Raw genomic sequence first — 15,044 nt, forward strand, 5'->3', positions numbered from 1 at the left:
ACCTGACCCCAAGAGGATTTGGAACTATGAAGAATTGGCATTTGAGTTATGGCGTGGTGCTGGCGGCTGTTTTCGGGGCTGCGCCGGCGGCCAATGCTGCCTTGAGCAGCCCGGACGGCCGCCTGGCGGTGAGCGTGCGGGTGGCGCAGGGCGGCGTGACGTATGCTGTTTCGCGCGATGGCAAGCCGGTGTTGCTGCCGTCTGCGCTGGGCCTGATACTGGAGGGCGCGGACTTTACGCAGGATCTGGTGCTGGCCGGCCTGACCGCAGCGCGGCCGGTGTCGGACAAGTATCAGCTGGCCGTGGGCAAGCGCCGCAATATCAGCTATGCGGCCAATGAGCAGGTCTATACGCTGCGCAACGCGCAGAAGCAGACCATGGAGGTGGCGTTCCGTGTGTCGAATGACGGTGTGGCTTTCCGCTATGTCGTCTCTGATCCTTCGCTGCCGCTGAAGAAGTTCGTCAGCGAGAGCACCAGCTTTGCCTTCGCCAAATCGGCGCAGGGCTGGCTGCAGCCGATGTCGGTGGCGCAGACGGGGTGGAAGAATACCAACCCGTCGTACGAGGAGCATTACCAGATGGGTATCCCGGTGGGGACGCCGTCGCCGATGAAGGCGGGCTGGGTGTTTCCGGCGCTGTTCAAGACCGGCGATACCTGGGTGGCCCTCACCGAGGCGAATATGGACGGCAGCTTCCATGCTTCGCGCCTGCAGGCGGAGTCGCCGAACGGCGTGTACCGCATCGGCGGCCCGGCCGAGGCGGAAGTGTTTACGGACGGCGCGCTGCTGGCCGAGGCCAATGGCACGCTCGCCACGCCGTGGCGCGTGCTGGCGGTCGGCACCTTGTCCACGCTGGTGAATTCGACGCTGGGCACGGACCTGGCCGCGCCTGCCCCGCCGCGCGACGCGAACGCGCCGGCGCTGCCGCAGCCGGGACACGCGTCCTGGAGCTGGGCGCTGCTGAAGGATGACAATACGGTCTACGATGTGCAGAAGAAGTTCATCGACTACGCGGCCGATATGCACTGGGACTATACGCTGATCGATGCCGACTGGGACCGCAAGATCGGCTACGAGAAGGTGCAGGAGCTGGCCGCCTACGCGGCCGCCAAAAACGTGGGCGTGCTGGTGTGGTACAACTCGTCCGGCGCATGGAACCAGACCGAGTATTCGCCCAAGGGCAAGCTGCTGACGCGCGAGGCGCGCCGGGCCGAGTTCGCGCGCCTGCAGGCCATGGGCGTGAAGGGCGTGAAGGTGGACTTCTTCGCCGGCGACGGCAAGTCCATGATCGCGTACTACATCGACATCCTGAAGGACGCCGCCGACTACGGCCTGCTGGTGAACTTCCACGGCGCCACCTTGCCGCGCGGCTGGGCGCGCACCTATCCGAACCTGATGACGGCCGAAGCCATCAAGGGCCTGGAGTTCACCACTTTCGATCAGCGCGACCAGGATGCGGTGGCGCCGCACATGGCCATGCTGCCGTTCGCGCGCAATCTGTTCGATCCGATGGACTTTACGCCCATGGTGTTCGGCGATATCCCCAACATCAAGCGCGCCACGCGCAACGGCTTCGAGCTGGCCGAGTCGGTGCTGCTGCTGTCGGGTATCCAGCACTTTGCCGAAGTGCCGGAGGGCATGGCCACCGTGCCGCCTTATGTGAAGGCTTTCCTGCAGGAGCTGCCGCGCAGCTGGGATGATTCCCGTTTCGTGGCTGGCTTCCCCGGCAAGTTCGCCATCATTGCGCGCAAGGCGGGCAATGCCTGGTACGTGGCGGGCATCAATTCCGAGGCATCGGACAAGACGCTGGACCTGGACCTGTCTTTCATCGGCAAGCGCGCAGGCGTGCTGATGACGGACGGCGCTGGCGAGCGCGAATTTACCCGGTCGGCCATCACGGCGGGCAAGGCAAGCAAGATCACGATCAAGCCGCATGGCGGCTTCGTCGCTGTATTTAGATAAAATCAAAACTAGGAGACGGAATGAACATCATCAAGAAAACCATCCTCGCCATGAGCCTGGCGAGCGGCGCGGCCTTCGCGGCGGGCGAAGTGAGCGTCACCATCGACGCGGCCAAGCCTGGCCCGGTCATCAACAAGAACGTGTACGGCCAGTTCGCCGAGCACCTGGGCACCGGCATCTACGAGGGCATGTGGGTAGGCCCGAATTCCAAGCAGCCGAACACCAAGGGCTGGCGCAACGACGTGCTGGGCGCGCTGAAGGAACTGCACGTGCCGCTGGTGCGCTGGCCGGGCGGCTGCTTCGCCGACGAGTATCACTGGCGCGAGGGCATCGGCCCGCGCAACAAGCGTCCGGTCAAGGTCAACACCATGTGGGGCGGCGTCGAGGAAAACAACGCGGTGGGCACGCACGAGTTCTTCGACCTGGCCGAACTGCTGGGCGCGGAGACCTATGTGAACGGCAACCTGGGCACCGGCAGCAACCAGGAGATGGCGGAATGGCTGGAGTATATGACGTCGCCATCCAAGTCCACGCTGGCTGAACTGCGCCGCAAGAACGGCCGCGACAAGCCGTTCAAGGTGGACTATTTCGCGGTCGGTAACGAAGCCTGGGGCTGCGGCGGCCAGATGACGCCGGAGCACTACGCCAATCTGTACAAGACGGCCGCCGAGTTCCTGAAGGCGCCGCACGGCCAGTCGCCGAAATTCATCGCCAGCGGCGGCAACGACAACGATACCAAGTGGACCGAGGTGCTGTCGGCCAACGTGAAGCACAAGATGGATGCGATCAGCTTCCACTACTACACCATCCCGACCGGCAAGTGGGAAGTGAAGGGCGCAGCCACCGGCTTTGCGGAAGGCGAGTGGATCTCGACCATGAAGAACACCATGCGCATGGATGAGCTGATCAAGAACAACGTGGCCATCCTGGACAAGAACGACCCGTCCAAGAAGGTGGGCTTCTATGTCGATGAATGGGGCACCTGGTACGACGTGGAGAAGGGCACCAACAGCGGCTTCCTGTACCAGCAGAACTCCCTGCGCGACGCGGTGGTGGCGGCGCTGAACTTCAACATCTTCCACAACTATGCCGACCGCGTGAAGATGACCAACATTGCGCAGATGGTCAACGTGCTGCAGGCCATGATCCTGACCGACAAGGACAAGATGCTGCTGACGCCGACCTACCACGCCTACCGCATGTACGTGCCGTTCCAGGACGCGACTTCGCTGCCGGTTTCCATGTCCGGCAACGGCCAGTACAGCGTGGGTAGCGTGAGCGTGCCGCAGGTGAGCGCTTCGGCTGCGCGCGGCAAGGACGGCAAGGTCTACCTGGCGCTGGTGAACACCAATCCTAAGGAAGCTGCCGACGTGTCGGTGAACGTGGCGGGCGCCAAGGCCGGCGTGGCGCGCGGCCAGCTGCTGACGGCGGACGCGATGGATGCGCACAACACCTTCGCCAAGCCGCAAGCCGTGAAGCCAGTGCCTTTCGAGGCGAAAGCCAGCAACGGCAAGCTGCAGGTCAAGCTGCCGGCCAAGGCGGTCGTGGTCGTCGCTGTAGAGTAAGCTGTGTGCCGCACGCCGTGAGCCTGATGTCCGGGCTCATGGCGCGCGGCGCAGAAACGGATGGGAATGACGATGAAATATGCAGCAGCAGTGGCGGTGGCAGCGTGCCTGGGCTTTTCAGCGCAGGCGGCGCAGGTCGGCGTGCACGACCCGGTGATGGCGAAGGAGGGCAACACCTACTACGTCTTCAGCACCGGGCCGGGCATCACCTTCTACAGCTCCACCAATATGAAGGACTGGAAGCCTGAAGGCCGCGTCTTCCCCGGCCAGCCGGCGTGGGCGAAGAAGGCCGCGCCCAGTTTCGACGGTCATATCTGGGCGCCGGACGTGCAGCACTACAAGGGCAAGTACTACCTGTACTACTCGGTGTCAGGCTTCGGCAAGATCACGTCGGGCATCGGCGTCACCGTGAATAAAACACTGGACCCGCGCTCGCCGGAGTACAAGTGGGAAGACCAGGGCATGATACTGCAGTCGGTTCCCGGCCGCGACAACTGGAACGCCATCGATCCCAACGTGGTCGAAGACGGCAAGGGCTCGGGCTGGATGGCCTTCGGCTCCTTCTGGGGCGGGCTGAAGCTGGCGAAGCTGAACGACGACCGCACGAAGCTCGCCGAGCCGCAGGAATGGCGCACCATTGCGCGCCGCGAGCGTCCCGCCTTCACGGCGGACGACAGCGGCGGCCCGGCGGAAATCGAGGCGCCGTACATCTTCAAGAAGGACGGCTACTACTACCTGTTCGCCTCCTGGGGCCTGTGCTGCCAGAAGGAGAAAAGCACCTACCACGTGGTGGTGGGCCGCGCGCATGACGTGACCGGCCCTTACCTGGACAAGAGCGGCAAGGACATGGCGGCAGGCGGCGGCTCGCTGCTCATCGCCGGCGACAAGGACTGGCAAGGCGTGGGCCACAACAGCGCCTACACTTTCGACGGCAAGGATTACTTCGTCACTCACGCCTACGAAACCGCGGACAAATACCAGCAAAAGCTGAAAATCCTCGACATGAAATGGGACAAGGACGGCTGGCCGGTATTGGACCAGCGAGACCTGAACCGCTACCAAAGCCACTTGCAATAAGCGCGGGTCACGCCGCGCCCCACGACATGAAACTCATCCCCATCGCCCTGGCGCTGCAGCTGGCACTGGCCGCCCCCGCCTTCGCCGCCGAGCTGTTCCCGCTGTCCGACGTGCGCCTGTCGCCCAGCCCCTTCCTGGACGCCCAGAACACCGACCTGAAATACATCCTCGAACTGGAACCGGACAAGCTGCTCGCTCCCTTCCTGCGCGAGGCGGGCCTGCCGCAGAAGGACGCCAGCTACGGCAACTGGGAATCCAGCGGCCTGGATGGCCACCTGGGCGGCCACTACCTGTCCGCGCTGGCCCTGATGTACGCCTCCACCGGCGACCCCGAAGTGCTGAAGCGCCTGAACTACTTCGTGGCGGAGCTCAAGCGCTGCCAGGAGAGCAATGCCAACGGCTACATCGGCGGCATCCCCGGCGGCAAGGACGTGTGGAACGCCATCGCGCAGGGCAAGCTCAAGGCGGACAACTTTTCCGTCAACGGCAAATGGGTCCCGTGGTACAACCTGCACAAGGTGTACGCCGGCCTGTACGACGCGTGGCGCCTGGCCGGCAACGCCGAAGCGAAGACCGTGCTGATCGCCTTGTCGGACTGGGCGCTGCAATTGAGCGCCCACCTCACGCCCGAGCAGATGCAGCTGATGCTGCGCAGCGAGCATGGCGGCATGAACGAAGTCTTCGCCCAGGTGGCGGAGATGACCGGCGATAAAAAATACCTCGACCTGGCCATCAGATTCTCGCATCAGGCCATCCTCAAGCCGCTGGAAGAGGGCCGCGACCAGCTCACCGGCCTGCACGCCAACACGCAGATTCCGAAAGTGATCGGCTTCAAGCGCATCGGCGACATGACCGGCGACCCGAAGTGGCAGCAGGCCGCCCAGTTCTTCTGGCAGACCGTGCACGACCACCGCACCGTGGCCATCGGCGGCAACAGCGTCAAGGAGCACTTCCACGACGACAAGGACTACAGCTCCATGGTGAAGGAGACCGAAGGCCCGGAAACCTGCAACACCTACAATATGCTCAAGCTCACCGAGCTGCTGTTCCAGGGCGACCAGAAAGGCAGTTACGGCGACTACTACGAGCGCGCGCTGTACAACCACATCCTGTCCTCGCAGCGGCCCGACACCGGCGGCTTCGTCTACTTCACGCCCATGCGGCCCAACCACTACCGCGTGTATTCGCAGGTGGACAAGGGCATGTGGTGCTGCGTGGGTTCGGGCATCGAAAGCCACGCCAAGTACGGCGAATTCATTTACGCGCACGAAGGGGACGCGCTGTTCGTCAACCTGTTCATCCCGTCCACGCTGAACTGGAAGGCGAAGGGCATCCAGCTGCGCCAGGAAACCCGCTTCCCCGACGAGGACCGTACCAGCATTACGCTGGAATCCGGCGGCCGGTTCACGATGAAGGTGCGCTACCCCGAGTGGGTGGCGGCCGGCGCGCTGACAATCCGCGTCAACGGCAAGGCCGAGAAGGTGGACGCGAAGCCCGGCGCCTACGCGTCCATCGCCCGCGAATGGAAGAAGGGCGACAAGGTGGAGATCCGGCTGCCGATGAAAACCCGCCTGGAGCAGATGCCGGACAAGTCCAACTACTACGCGGTGCTGCACGGCCCCATCGTGCTGGCGGCCAAGACCCAGCCCTTCGCCAACGAAAAGCTCAATTACTTCGCCGACGATAGCCGCATGGGCCATATCGCCCAGGGGCCGGTGTGTCCGCTGGAGGCGGCGCCGCTGTTCGTCAGCGACAGCAAGGCCTTCCTGGACAAGTTCAAGCCGGTGCCGGGCCAGCCGCTGACCTTCCGCGCGCCGGGGCTGGTGCAGGGGCCGGGCGCCGAGAGCATCCGCTTCATCCCGTTCTTCCGCCTGCACGACTCGCGCTACATGATGTATTGGCAGCAGACCACGCCCGCCAACCTGGCCGTGATGCGCGCCGCGAACGCGCGCGCCGAGTCCGAGCGCCTGGCGCTGGACGCCATCACTGTGGACCAGGTGGCACCGGGCGAGCAGCAGCCCGAGTCCGACCACTTCTTCAAGGGCGAGGGCGCGGATGCCGGTATCAACAAGGGCCGCCACTGGCGCCACGCGAAAGGCTGGTTCAGCTACGAGCTGACCGACAAGGAAGGCCAGGCCAGGACCCTGCGCCTGACTTTCTCGAAGGCCGACGCCGGCCGCAAGTTCGACATCGTGGTCAACGGCGACGTGCTGCACACGGTTACGCTGGGCAGCGACGCGGCCGACGACATCTACACCCGCGACTTCGCCATCCCCGCCGGCCAGCCCGGCCAGGCGCGCAAGCTGACGGTGAAATTTGCCGCCCATCCCGGCTCGATGGCGGGCGGCCTGTACGGCCTGCGGCTGCTGCGTTAACATAAGGTGGCCTGACCACCTTGTTATCGATACCGAAAACGATATCGATTCAATCAAAAAATGAATTGGATGGCTATGGCGCTTTCTCATACTATGAGCGCATAACTAATATTGGAGACCAGCATGAATTTCACTCGCAGGACGATCCTGGGTGCGGCGGTAGCCGCTAGCGTTACCACCATCGGCAGCATGGCCACGCCGGCCTTCGCGCAGAAGCCGCTGGTGATCGGTTTTTCCCAGGTTGGCGCTGAAAGCGAATGGCGCACCGCGAATACTGCTTCGGTCAAGGACGCGGCCAAGAAGGCCGGCGTGACGCTGAAATTCGCCGACGCGCAGCAGCGCCAGGAGAACCAGGTGAAGGCGATCCGTTCCTTCATCGCCCAGCGTGTGGACATCATCGCGTTCTCGCCGGTGGTGGAGTCGGGCTGGGATACGGTGCTGCGCGAGGCGAAAGCCGCCAAGATTCCTGTGATCCTGACCGACCGCTCGGTTAATGTCAGCGATCCGACCCTGTTCGTGACCTTGATCGGTTCCGATTTCGTGGAAGAGGGCCGCAAGGCCGGCCGCTGGCTGGTGGACTATGCCAAGAAGTCGCCCGCCGCCACGCTGAACATCGTGGAGCTGCAGGGCACCGTGGGCTCGGCCCCGGCCATCGACCGCAAGGCGGGCTTCGAGGAAATCATCAAGGGCAATCCCAAGCTGAAAGTGGTGCGCACCCAGACCGGCGACTTCACCCGCGCCAAAGGCAAGGAAGTGATGGAAGCCTTCCTCAAGGCGCAGGGCAAGAACATCAACGTGCTGTATGCGCACAACGACGACATGGCCATCGGCGCCATCCAGGCGATCGAGGAAGCGGGCCTGAAACCGGGCAAGGACATCATCATCATTTCCATCGACGGCGTGAAGGGCGCGTTCGAGGCGATGATCGCCGGGAAGCTGAACGTGACCGTGGAATGCAGCCCGCTGCTCGGTCCTCAGCTGATGGAAGCGGCTGCCGCCGTGAAGGCCGGCAAGCCGGTGCCGAAGCGTATCGTGGTGAACGAGGGCGTGTTCCCGGCCGAAGTGGCGGCCAAGGAATTCCCGAACCGGAAGTACTAAATGCCTGTTTCGGACGTTGCGCCGGTCCTGGAACTGACCGGCATCCACAAGGAGTTCCCGGGCGTGAAGGCGCTCAGCGACGCGGGCTTGCGCCTGTTCCCCGGCGAGGTGCATACGCTGATGGGCCAGAACGGCGCGGGCAAGTCGACGCTGATCAAGGTGCTGACGGGTGTCTACACGCCGGAGCGCGGCACCATGCTGTTGAACGGTAAGCCGATCCGGCCGGCGTCCACGCTGGAGGCGCAGGAGCTGGGCATTAGCACGGTGTACCAGGAAGTGAACCTGTGCCCGAATTTGTCGGTGGCGGAGAATATCTTTATCGGCCGCTATCCGCGCAAGTGGGGGCGGATCGACTGGAAGGGCATGCAGGCCGAGGCGGCGCGCATGCTGAAGATGATGGAGATCGACATCGATGTATCGGCGCCGCTGTCGAATTATTCGCTGGCGGTGCAGCAGATGGTGGCGATCTCGCGCGCCTTGAATGTGAACGCGAAGGTGCTGATCCTTGACGAGCCGACCTCCAGCCTGGACGAGGCGGAGGTGCAGCTGCTGTTTACGGTGCTGCGCCGGCTGCGCGGGCAGGGCATCGCGATCCTGTTCGTGACGCACTTCCTGGACCAGACGTATGCGATTTCGGACCGCATCACCGTCATGCGCAACGGCCAGCTGGAAGGGGAGTACGCCTGCAGCGAGCTGTCGCGCATCGCGCTGGTGAACAAGATGATAGGGGCACCGGCCGAGGAGGGCGCGCGCGTTGCCGAGGTGGCGCAAGCCGCTGCCGGGGATGCTCGCCCGGCCGCGCAGGCGGCGGAAGTGGTGCTGGAGGCGCGCGGCCTGGCACGGCGCGGGGCGCTGCTGCCGACCGATATTGCCATCCGCAAGGGCGAGCTGCTTGGCTTGTGCGGCTTGCTGGGCTCCGGCCGCACCGAGCTGGCGCGCCTGCTGTTCGGCGCGGACAAGGCAGACAGCGGCGGCGTCACGGCGGGGAACCGCGCCGGCTCGGCGCCGTTCGCCAATCCGCGCGACGCGATCGGCGCGGGCATCGGCTTCTGCTCGGAGGACCGCAAGCACGAGGGCGCGATCCTGTCGTTGTCGGTGCGCGAGAACCTGATCCTGGCGATGCAGGCGCAGGCCGGCATGCTGCGCGCCATTCCGCTGAAACGCCAGCAGGAGCTGGCCAATAACTACGTGAAGTGGCTGGGTATTAAGACAGCCAGCATCGAAACGCCTATCGGCTCGCTGTCCGGCGGCAACCAGCAGAAAGTGCTGCTGGCGCGCTGGCTGGCGACGGAACCGAAGCTGATGATCCTGGACGAGCCGACGCGCGGCATCGACGTGCGCGCCAAGGAAGAGATCATGGATTATGTGTCGGGCCTGTGCCGCAAGGGCATGTCCATCCTGTTCATTTCGTCCGAGCTGCCGGAAGTGCTGCGTGTGAGCGACCGCATGATCATCATGCGCGACCGCAAAGCCTGCGGCGAATACCAGCGCGGCGAGCTCGATGACACCACCGTGCTGCACGCCATCGCAGGGGAGGCGGCATGACCGTCCAGAACGCACCCCGCGCCGCCGCCACGCCCGGCGCAGCCCCACACGCCGCCCCGGACAGCGCGGCGGCAGCGCCGCACGCTGCCGGCGGCCACCATCCTGAAAGCATTGCCATGCTGTTGCAGCACCCACTCGTCAAGCCACTGGCCGCGCTGTTCGCGCTGCTGCTGGTGGACCTGATCTTCATCCCCGGCTTCTTCCACCTCGAATGGAAGGACGGCCACCTGTACGGCAGCGTGATCGACATCGTCAACCGCGCCGCGCCGCTGATGCTGGCGGCGCTCGGCATGACGCTGGTCATCGCCACGCGCGGCATCGATATTTCGGTGGGCGCCGTGGTGGCCTTGTCCGGCACCGTGGCCGCCATGCTCATCGGCGGCACCATGGTGATGCACAACGGCCAGCCGGTGTACGAGGCCAACACCCCCATGGTATGGGCGCTGTGCGCCGCCATGGGCGCGGCCATCCTGTGCGGCGCGTGGAACGGCCTGCTGGTCTCCACGCTCGGCCTGCAGCCCATCGTCGCCACGCTGATCCTGATGGTGGCGGGGCGCGGCCTGGCACAGCTGCTGACGGACGGCCAGATCGTCACGGTCTACTACCAACCGTTCTTCTTCCTCGGCAGCGGCTACCTGTTCGGTTTGCCGTTCTCGCTGTACGTGGTGGCGGCCGTGGTGCTGTCCGTCTCGCTGCTGATGCGCAAGACCGCGCTCGGCCTGTTCATCCAGGCTGTCGGCATCAATCCGGTGGCCGCGCGCCTGGCCGGCCTGAAGACCGCCGCGCTGATCTTCTTCGTCTACGTGTTCTGCTCGGCCTGCGCCGGCATGGCCGGGCTGATGATCAGCTCCAACATCAAATCGGCTGACGCCAACAACGCCGGCCTGCTGCTGGAACTGGACGCCATCCTGGCCGTCACCCTGGGCGGCACCTCGCTGGCCGGCGGCAAATTCAGCCTGGCGGGCAGCATGATAGGCGCGCTCATCATCCAGACGCTGACCTACACCATCTACTCGCTCGGCGTGCCGCCGGAAGTAAACATGGTGGTCAAATCGGTAGTGGTGTTCCTGGTCTGCCTGTCGCAGTCGCCGGAATTCAAGCAGATCTGGAAAAGGAAAGCAGCATGATGTCCCAAGTGCGCGGCTTCACGTCCGCCCCATACTTCACGTCCCTGGTGACGGTGTTCCTGCTGGTGGTGATGTTCGCCGCCGGCGGCGCCGCCTACCCGGGCTTCCTGTCGCTGCAGGTGGTGTTCAACCTGCTGATCGATAACGCCTTCCTGCTGGTGATCGCCATCGGCATGAGTTTCGTCATCCTGTCCGGCGGCATCGACCTGTCGGTCGGCTCGGTGCTGGCGCTGGCCACCATGATCTCGGCCTGGCTGCTGCACAGTGCCCACTGGCCGCCGGCCGCCGTCATCGCCTTCGTGCTGGTGCTGGGCGCGCTGTTCGGCGCCGCGCAGGGCGCGCTGATCCACTACTTCAAGCTGCAGGCCTTCATCGTCACGCTGGCCGGCATGTTCCTGGCGCGCGGCCTGTGCTACCTGATCAGCATTAACTCCATCACCATCGAAGATCCGGTGTTCGTCGCCATGTCGCAGACGCAGATCGAGTTCCTGGGCGGCTTCGTGTCGCCGGGCGCCATCATTGCGCTGGCGCTGCTGGCGCTGGGCATCTACGCGGCGCACTACACGGCCTTCGGCCGCGCGGTGTACGCCATCGGCGGCAACGAGCAGTCGGCCCACATGATGGGCCTGGCCGTGGGCCGCACCAAGGTGCTGATCTACGCGCTGAGCGGCTTTTGCGCCGCGCTGGCCGGGGTGCTGTTCTCGTTCTACATGCTGTCCGGCTACGGCCTGCACGCGCAGGGCACGGAGCTGGACGCCATCGCGGCGGTGGTCATCGGCGGCACGCTGCTCAGCGGCGGCTACGGCTACATCGCCGGCGCGCTGTCGGGCGTGCTGATACTGGGCACCATCCAGACGCTGATCGCCTTCGACGGCACGCTCAGCTCCTGGTGGACCAAGATCGTGATCGGCGCCTTGCTGTTCGTGTTCTGCGTGGTGCAGCGGCTGATGTCCATCGGCGGCAAAAAAACACAATAACTGGAGAAGTCATGTTCAAGAAGTCCCTGCTGGCCTGCGCCATCACCCTGGCCGCGGCTGCGCACGCGCATGCCGCCAATCCGCTGTTCAAGGATAAATTCACCGCCGACCCGGCCGCGCTGAGCGACAAGGGCCGCGTCTATCTGTACGTGGGCCGCGACGAGGCCGAGGAAAACGGCAAGGATTACCTGATGAAGGAATGGCTGGTCTACTCCAGCTGCGACATGAAGAACTGGAAGGCGCACGGCTCGCCGCTGAACGTGCAGACCTTCGCGTGGGCGAAGAAGGACGCCTGGGCCGCCGACATCACCAAGCGCGACGGCAAGTACTACTTCTATTCCACCGTCGAGCACAAGACCATTCCGGGCAAGGCCATCGGCGTGGCGGTGTCGGACAGCCCGACCGGGCCGTTCAAGGACGCGCGCGGCAGCGCCATCATCACCAACGACATGACCAGGGAAACCGATATCTCGTGGGACGATATCGACCCCGCCGTCTTTATCGACGACGACGGCCAGGCCTATCTGTACTGGGGCAACCAGGTGATGAAGTACGTGAAGCTGAAGAAGAACATGATCGAGGCGGACGGTCCTATCCACACCGTGGCCGTGCCGCACTTCACCGAAGCGACCTATCTGCACAAGCACAAGGGCACGTACTACCTGTCCTGGTCGCGCGAGTTCCCGGAGGAGACGGCGTATTCCACCGGCCCGAGCGCCACCGGGCCGTGGACCTACCGCGGCGTGATCATGAAGAAGAACGCGGTGGTGAAAACCATCCACCACGCCATCATTGAGCACAACGGCAAGTCCTACATCTTCTACCACAACGACAAGCTGCCCACCGGCGGCGAGTTCCGCCGCTCGGCGGCCGTGGAGGAGCTGCACTACAACCCGGACGGCACCATCCGCTTCATTCCGCAGACCGACGAAGGCCCGGCCGCGAACCCCAGCCCCGGCTGTCAAGGCTGATATCCATATCGCCGATATTGCGCCGTACCGATATCGGCAATGATATGATTTACAGATGGATACCCTCAACCCGAACTGGTTTTTACGTGCCCGTCTGAAGACCCGCCAGCTGCTGCTGCTGATCGCGCTGGACGAACACCGCAACATCCACCGCGCGGCCGAAGCGCTGCACATGACGCAGCCCGCCGCGTCCAAGCAGATCAAGGATCTGGAAGAGATGCTGGACGTGCGCCTGTTCGAGCGCCTGCCGCGCGGCATGGAGCCGACCATCTACGGCGAAACCATGATACGCCACGCGCGCATGGCGCTCACCAGCCTGTCGCTGGCGCACGACGACGTGGTGGCGCTCAAGGCCGGGCTGGTGGGGCAGGTGGAGGTGGGCGTGATCATGACGCCGGCCATGTCCCTGCTGCCCAAGGCCATCGCGCGCGTGAAGGAACACGCGCCGCTGCTGCGCATCGGCGTCAAGCTCGAACCGAGCAACGTGCTGCTGGACATGCTACAGCGCGGCAACCTGGACTTCATGATAGGCCGCATCCTGGAGCGGGACGGCACCTCGGGCCTGATCTACGAGGAGCTGACCGAGGAACCGGCGTGCGCCGTGGGCCGCCCCGGCCATCCGCTGATGGGCGTGGAAAACCTGCAGCTGTCGGACATCGCCGGCCAGCCGTGGATATTGCCGCCGCCCGGCAGCATCCTGCGCCACCGCTGCGACATGATGTTCCGCCGCGCCGGCCTGGAACCGCCGTCCAACGTGGTCGACACCACCGCCATGCTGCTGGTGGCGCCGCTGCTGCAGCAGACCGATTTCCTGCACGTGATGCCGCTGGAAGTGGCGCGCTACTACGCCGACCTGAATATCCTCAGCATCCTGCCGATCGACTTGCCATGTAAAATGGACGCATTCGGCATCATCCGCCAGCAGGACCATCTGTTATCGCCCGGCGCCGATTTGCTGTTGCGCGCCGTCCGTACCGCTGCCAAGGAAATTCCAGCATGAGCATTGTGTTTTCAAGCCTGAACCATTCGTTGCGCGTGCCGCTCGCGGCCGAGATTCATTCGCGTCCCTTCCTGAAGCTGGACGCACCCGAACTGATTTCCCATTTTGCCGTCTACCGCAATCCCGACAACGGCGCCGGCGCGCCGCTGGGCCACAGCCACCACGCCACGCTGGGCGCGCTGTGCAAGCATTTCGGCGTGTCCGCGCCGGCCAGCGACGCCAAATACTTCTACCACGACTTCGGCCGATTCCGCCTGAAGTGGGAATGCCACACCGAGTTTTCCACCTATACCTTCGCCGGCCGCCCGGCGGCCGAGGTGCCCACCGAGCAGGCTTTCGAGCAGATGCCGGTTACCCACCTGCCGCAGGAATGGCTGCTCACGCTGCAGGGCCGCCTGATGGTGGCCGCGCACGTGGTGCTGGAGCGCGGCCCGGCCTCGGCCGAGGTGCTGCAGCGCGTGTTCGAAGGCACCACGCTGGCGGGCAGCCAGGTGATGCAGGGCGGCGAGCTGTTCACCGACTTCACCATCCAGTCCGACGGCTTCAGCCGCTTCATCATCCGCGACGTGGGCATGCGCGCCCAGCAGGCCGGGCGCCTGGTGCAGCGCGTGCTGGAGATTGAAACCTACCGCATGATGGCGCTGCTTGGCCTGCCGCAGGCGCAGCAGGCCGCGCCGGCGCTGAACGCCATCGAGGCCGAGCTGGTGAAGCTGGCCGGCGCCATGGTGCAGACCGACGCGGCGCAGGCCGACGGCGGCAGCGTGGACGGCGCCACCGAACAGGCGCTGCTGGGCGAAATCACGCGCCTGGCTGCGCGCATTGAAAAGCTGTCGCTGGAAACCAGCTACCGCTTCTCGGCCTCGAAAGCGTATTTCAGGCTGGTGAACGCGCGTATCGAGGAGCTGCGCGAGGTGCGCATCGAAGGCATCCCCAATGTGGGCGAATTCATGGACCGGCGCCTCACGCCGGCCATGAACACCTGCGAAGCGCTGGCGGCGCGCCAGGAAGCGCTGGCGCGGCGCGTGGCCAACACCAACGACTTGCTGCGCACCCGGGTGGGCATCATCCAGGAACAGCAGAACCGCAAGATCCTGCAGTCGATGAACGCGCGCGCGGCGCAGCAGTTGCGCCTGCAGCAGGCGGTTGAAGGCCTGTCGGTGGCGGCCATTTCCTACTACGTGGTGGGCCTGGTGGGTTATTCCACCAAGGCGGCCAAGGTGCTGGGACTGGTCGGCAATCCGGAAGTGGTGATCGGCGTGATGGTGCCGGTGGTGGTGGCCGGCGTGTGGCTGGCGCTGCGCAATATGCATAAGAGGCTGCATACGGCCTAAGCTGCGGCACGTGCGGC

At 64.7% G+C, this 15,044-nt stretch carries 11 protein-coding genes; all 11 read left to right on the top strand.

Translation table 11 applies throughout. From position 1 onward, the window contains the following. Positions 1–26: 26 nt before the first annotated feature. The 11 genes from ACFJI2_RS07815 to ACFJI2_RS07865 all read left to right on the top strand — a co-directional run bounded on the left by ACFJI2_RS07815 (position 27) and on the right by ACFJI2_RS07865 (position 15,027). The gene (locus tag ACFJI2_RS07815; protein WP_377704493.1) at positions 27–1,961 is read left to right on the top strand and encodes a glycoside hydrolase family 97 catalytic domain-containing protein; all 1,935 of its coding nucleotides are present in this window, start codon (positions 27–29) and stop codon (positions 1,959–1,961) included. A 20-nt stretch (positions 1,962–1,981) separates the two neighbouring features. After that, the gene (locus ACFJI2_RS07820; RefSeq protein WP_107871881.1) at positions 1,982–3,526 is read left to right on the top strand and encodes an alpha-L-arabinofuranosidase C-terminal domain-containing protein; all 1,545 of its coding nucleotides are present in this window, start codon (positions 1,982–1,984) and stop codon (positions 3,524–3,526) included. Between the two features lie 72 nt (positions 3,527–3,598). Further along, positions 3,599–4,603 (top strand): arabinan endo-1,5-alpha-L-arabinosidase, encoded by a 1,005-nt coding sequence (locus ACFJI2_RS07825; RefSeq protein ID WP_377704494.1) that lies wholly within the window; start codon positions 3,599–3,601, stop codon positions 4,601–4,603. Between the two features lie 26 nt (positions 4,604–4,629). Further along, positions 4,630–6,978 (top strand): beta-L-arabinofuranosidase domain-containing protein, encoded by a 2,349-nt coding sequence (locus ACFJI2_RS07830; RefSeq protein WP_377704495.1) that lies wholly within the window; start codon positions 4,630–4,632, stop codon positions 6,976–6,978. Positions 6,979–7,101: 123 nt separating this feature from the next. Beyond that, positions 7,102–8,076 carry an ABC transporter substrate-binding protein gene (locus tag ACFJI2_RS07835; RefSeq protein WP_107871885.1) on the top strand — a complete coding sequence of 325 codons (975 nt, stop codon included), beginning with the start codon at positions 7,102–7,104 and terminating at the stop codon, positions 8,074–8,076. Beyond that, on the top strand, positions 8,077–9,621 hold the full coding sequence (locus ACFJI2_RS07840) for a sugar ABC transporter ATP-binding protein (RefSeq protein ID WP_377704496.1): 1,545 nt from the start codon (positions 8,077–8,079) through the stop codon (positions 9,619–9,621). It begins immediately after the preceding gene. 116 nt (positions 9,622–9,737) lie between these two features. Beyond that, the gene (locus ACFJI2_RS07845; protein ID WP_377705809.1) at positions 9,738–10,748 is read left to right on the top strand and encodes an ABC transporter permease; all 1,011 of its coding nucleotides are present in this window, start codon (positions 9,738–9,740) and stop codon (positions 10,746–10,748) included. Beyond that, the gene (gene yjfF / locus ACFJI2_RS07850; RefSeq protein WP_377704497.1) at positions 10,745–11,725 is read left to right on the top strand and encodes a galactofuranose ABC transporter, permease protein YjfF; all 981 of its coding nucleotides are present in this window, start codon (positions 10,745–10,747) and stop codon (positions 11,723–11,725) included. Before ACFJI2_RS07845 ends, yjfF begins: the two co-directional genes overlap by 4 nt. Before the next feature lie 11 nt (positions 11,726–11,736). Beyond that, complete coding sequence (locus ACFJI2_RS07855) at positions 11,737–12,696, top strand: glycoside hydrolase family 43 protein (protein ID WP_028833882.1); 960 nt, start codon at positions 11,737–11,739, stop codon at positions 12,694–12,696. A gap of 55 nt (positions 12,697–12,751) precedes the next feature. Continuing rightward, a complete protein-coding gene (locus ACFJI2_RS07860) occupies positions 12,752–13,696 on the top strand; it encodes a LysR family transcriptional regulator (protein ID WP_107980078.1) in 945 nt (314 codons plus the stop codon). Then, a complete protein-coding gene (locus ACFJI2_RS07865; RefSeq protein ID WP_377704498.1) occupies positions 13,693–15,027 on the top strand; it encodes a DUF3422 family protein in 1,335 nt (444 codons plus the stop codon). The genes ACFJI2_RS07860 and ACFJI2_RS07865 overlap by 4 nt, the downstream gene beginning before the upstream one ends. Positions 15,028–15,044: the final 17 nt, after the last annotated feature.

This window comes from Pseudoduganella sp. UC29_71 (assembly GCF_042693265.1).
Taxonomy (GTDB): Bacteria; Pseudomonadota; Gammaproteobacteria; order Burkholderiales; family Burkholderiaceae_D; genus Rugamonas.

What these genes read in the sequence shown, in the direction of transcription:
- ACFJI2_RS07815 (WP_377704493.1), top strand. Translation starts at nt 27, where the DNA reads ATGAAGAATTGGCATTTGAGTTATGGCGTGGTGCTGGCGGCTGTTTTC.
- ACFJI2_RS07830 (WP_377704495.1), top strand. Translation starts at nt 4,630, where the DNA reads ATGAAACTCATCCCCATCGCCCTGGCGCTGCAGCTGGCACTGGCCGCC.
- ACFJI2_RS07840 (WP_377704496.1), top strand. Translation starts at nt 8,077, where the DNA reads ATGCCTGTTTCGGACGTTGCGCCGGTCCTGGAACTGACCGGCATCCAC.
- ACFJI2_RS07865 (WP_377704498.1), top strand. Translation starts at nt 13,693, where the DNA reads ATGAGCATTGTGTTTTCAAGCCTGAACCATTCGTTGCGCGTGCCGCTC.
- ACFJI2_RS07855 (WP_028833882.1), top strand. Translation starts at nt 11,737, where the DNA reads ATGTTCAAGAAGTCCCTGCTGGCCTGCGCCATCACCCTGGCCGCGGCT.
- yjfF (WP_377704497.1), top strand. Translation starts at nt 10,745, where the DNA reads ATGATGTCCCAAGTGCGCGGCTTCACGTCCGCCCCATACTTCACGTCC.
- ACFJI2_RS07860 (WP_107980078.1), top strand. Translation starts at nt 12,752, where the DNA reads ATGGATACCCTCAACCCGAACTGGTTTTTACGTGCCCGTCTGAAGACC.
- ACFJI2_RS07845 (WP_377705809.1), top strand. Translation starts at nt 9,738, where the DNA reads ATGCTGTTGCAGCACCCACTCGTCAAGCCACTGGCCGCGCTGTTCGCG.
- ACFJI2_RS07835 (WP_107871885.1), top strand. Translation starts at nt 7,102, where the DNA reads ATGAATTTCACTCGCAGGACGATCCTGGGTGCGGCGGTAGCCGCTAGC.
- ACFJI2_RS07825 (WP_377704494.1), top strand. Translation starts at nt 3,599, where the DNA reads ATGAAATATGCAGCAGCAGTGGCGGTGGCAGCGTGCCTGGGCTTTTCA.
- ACFJI2_RS07820 (WP_107871881.1), top strand. Translation starts at nt 1,982, where the DNA reads ATGAACATCATCAAGAAAACCATCCTCGCCATGAGCCTGGCGAGCGGC.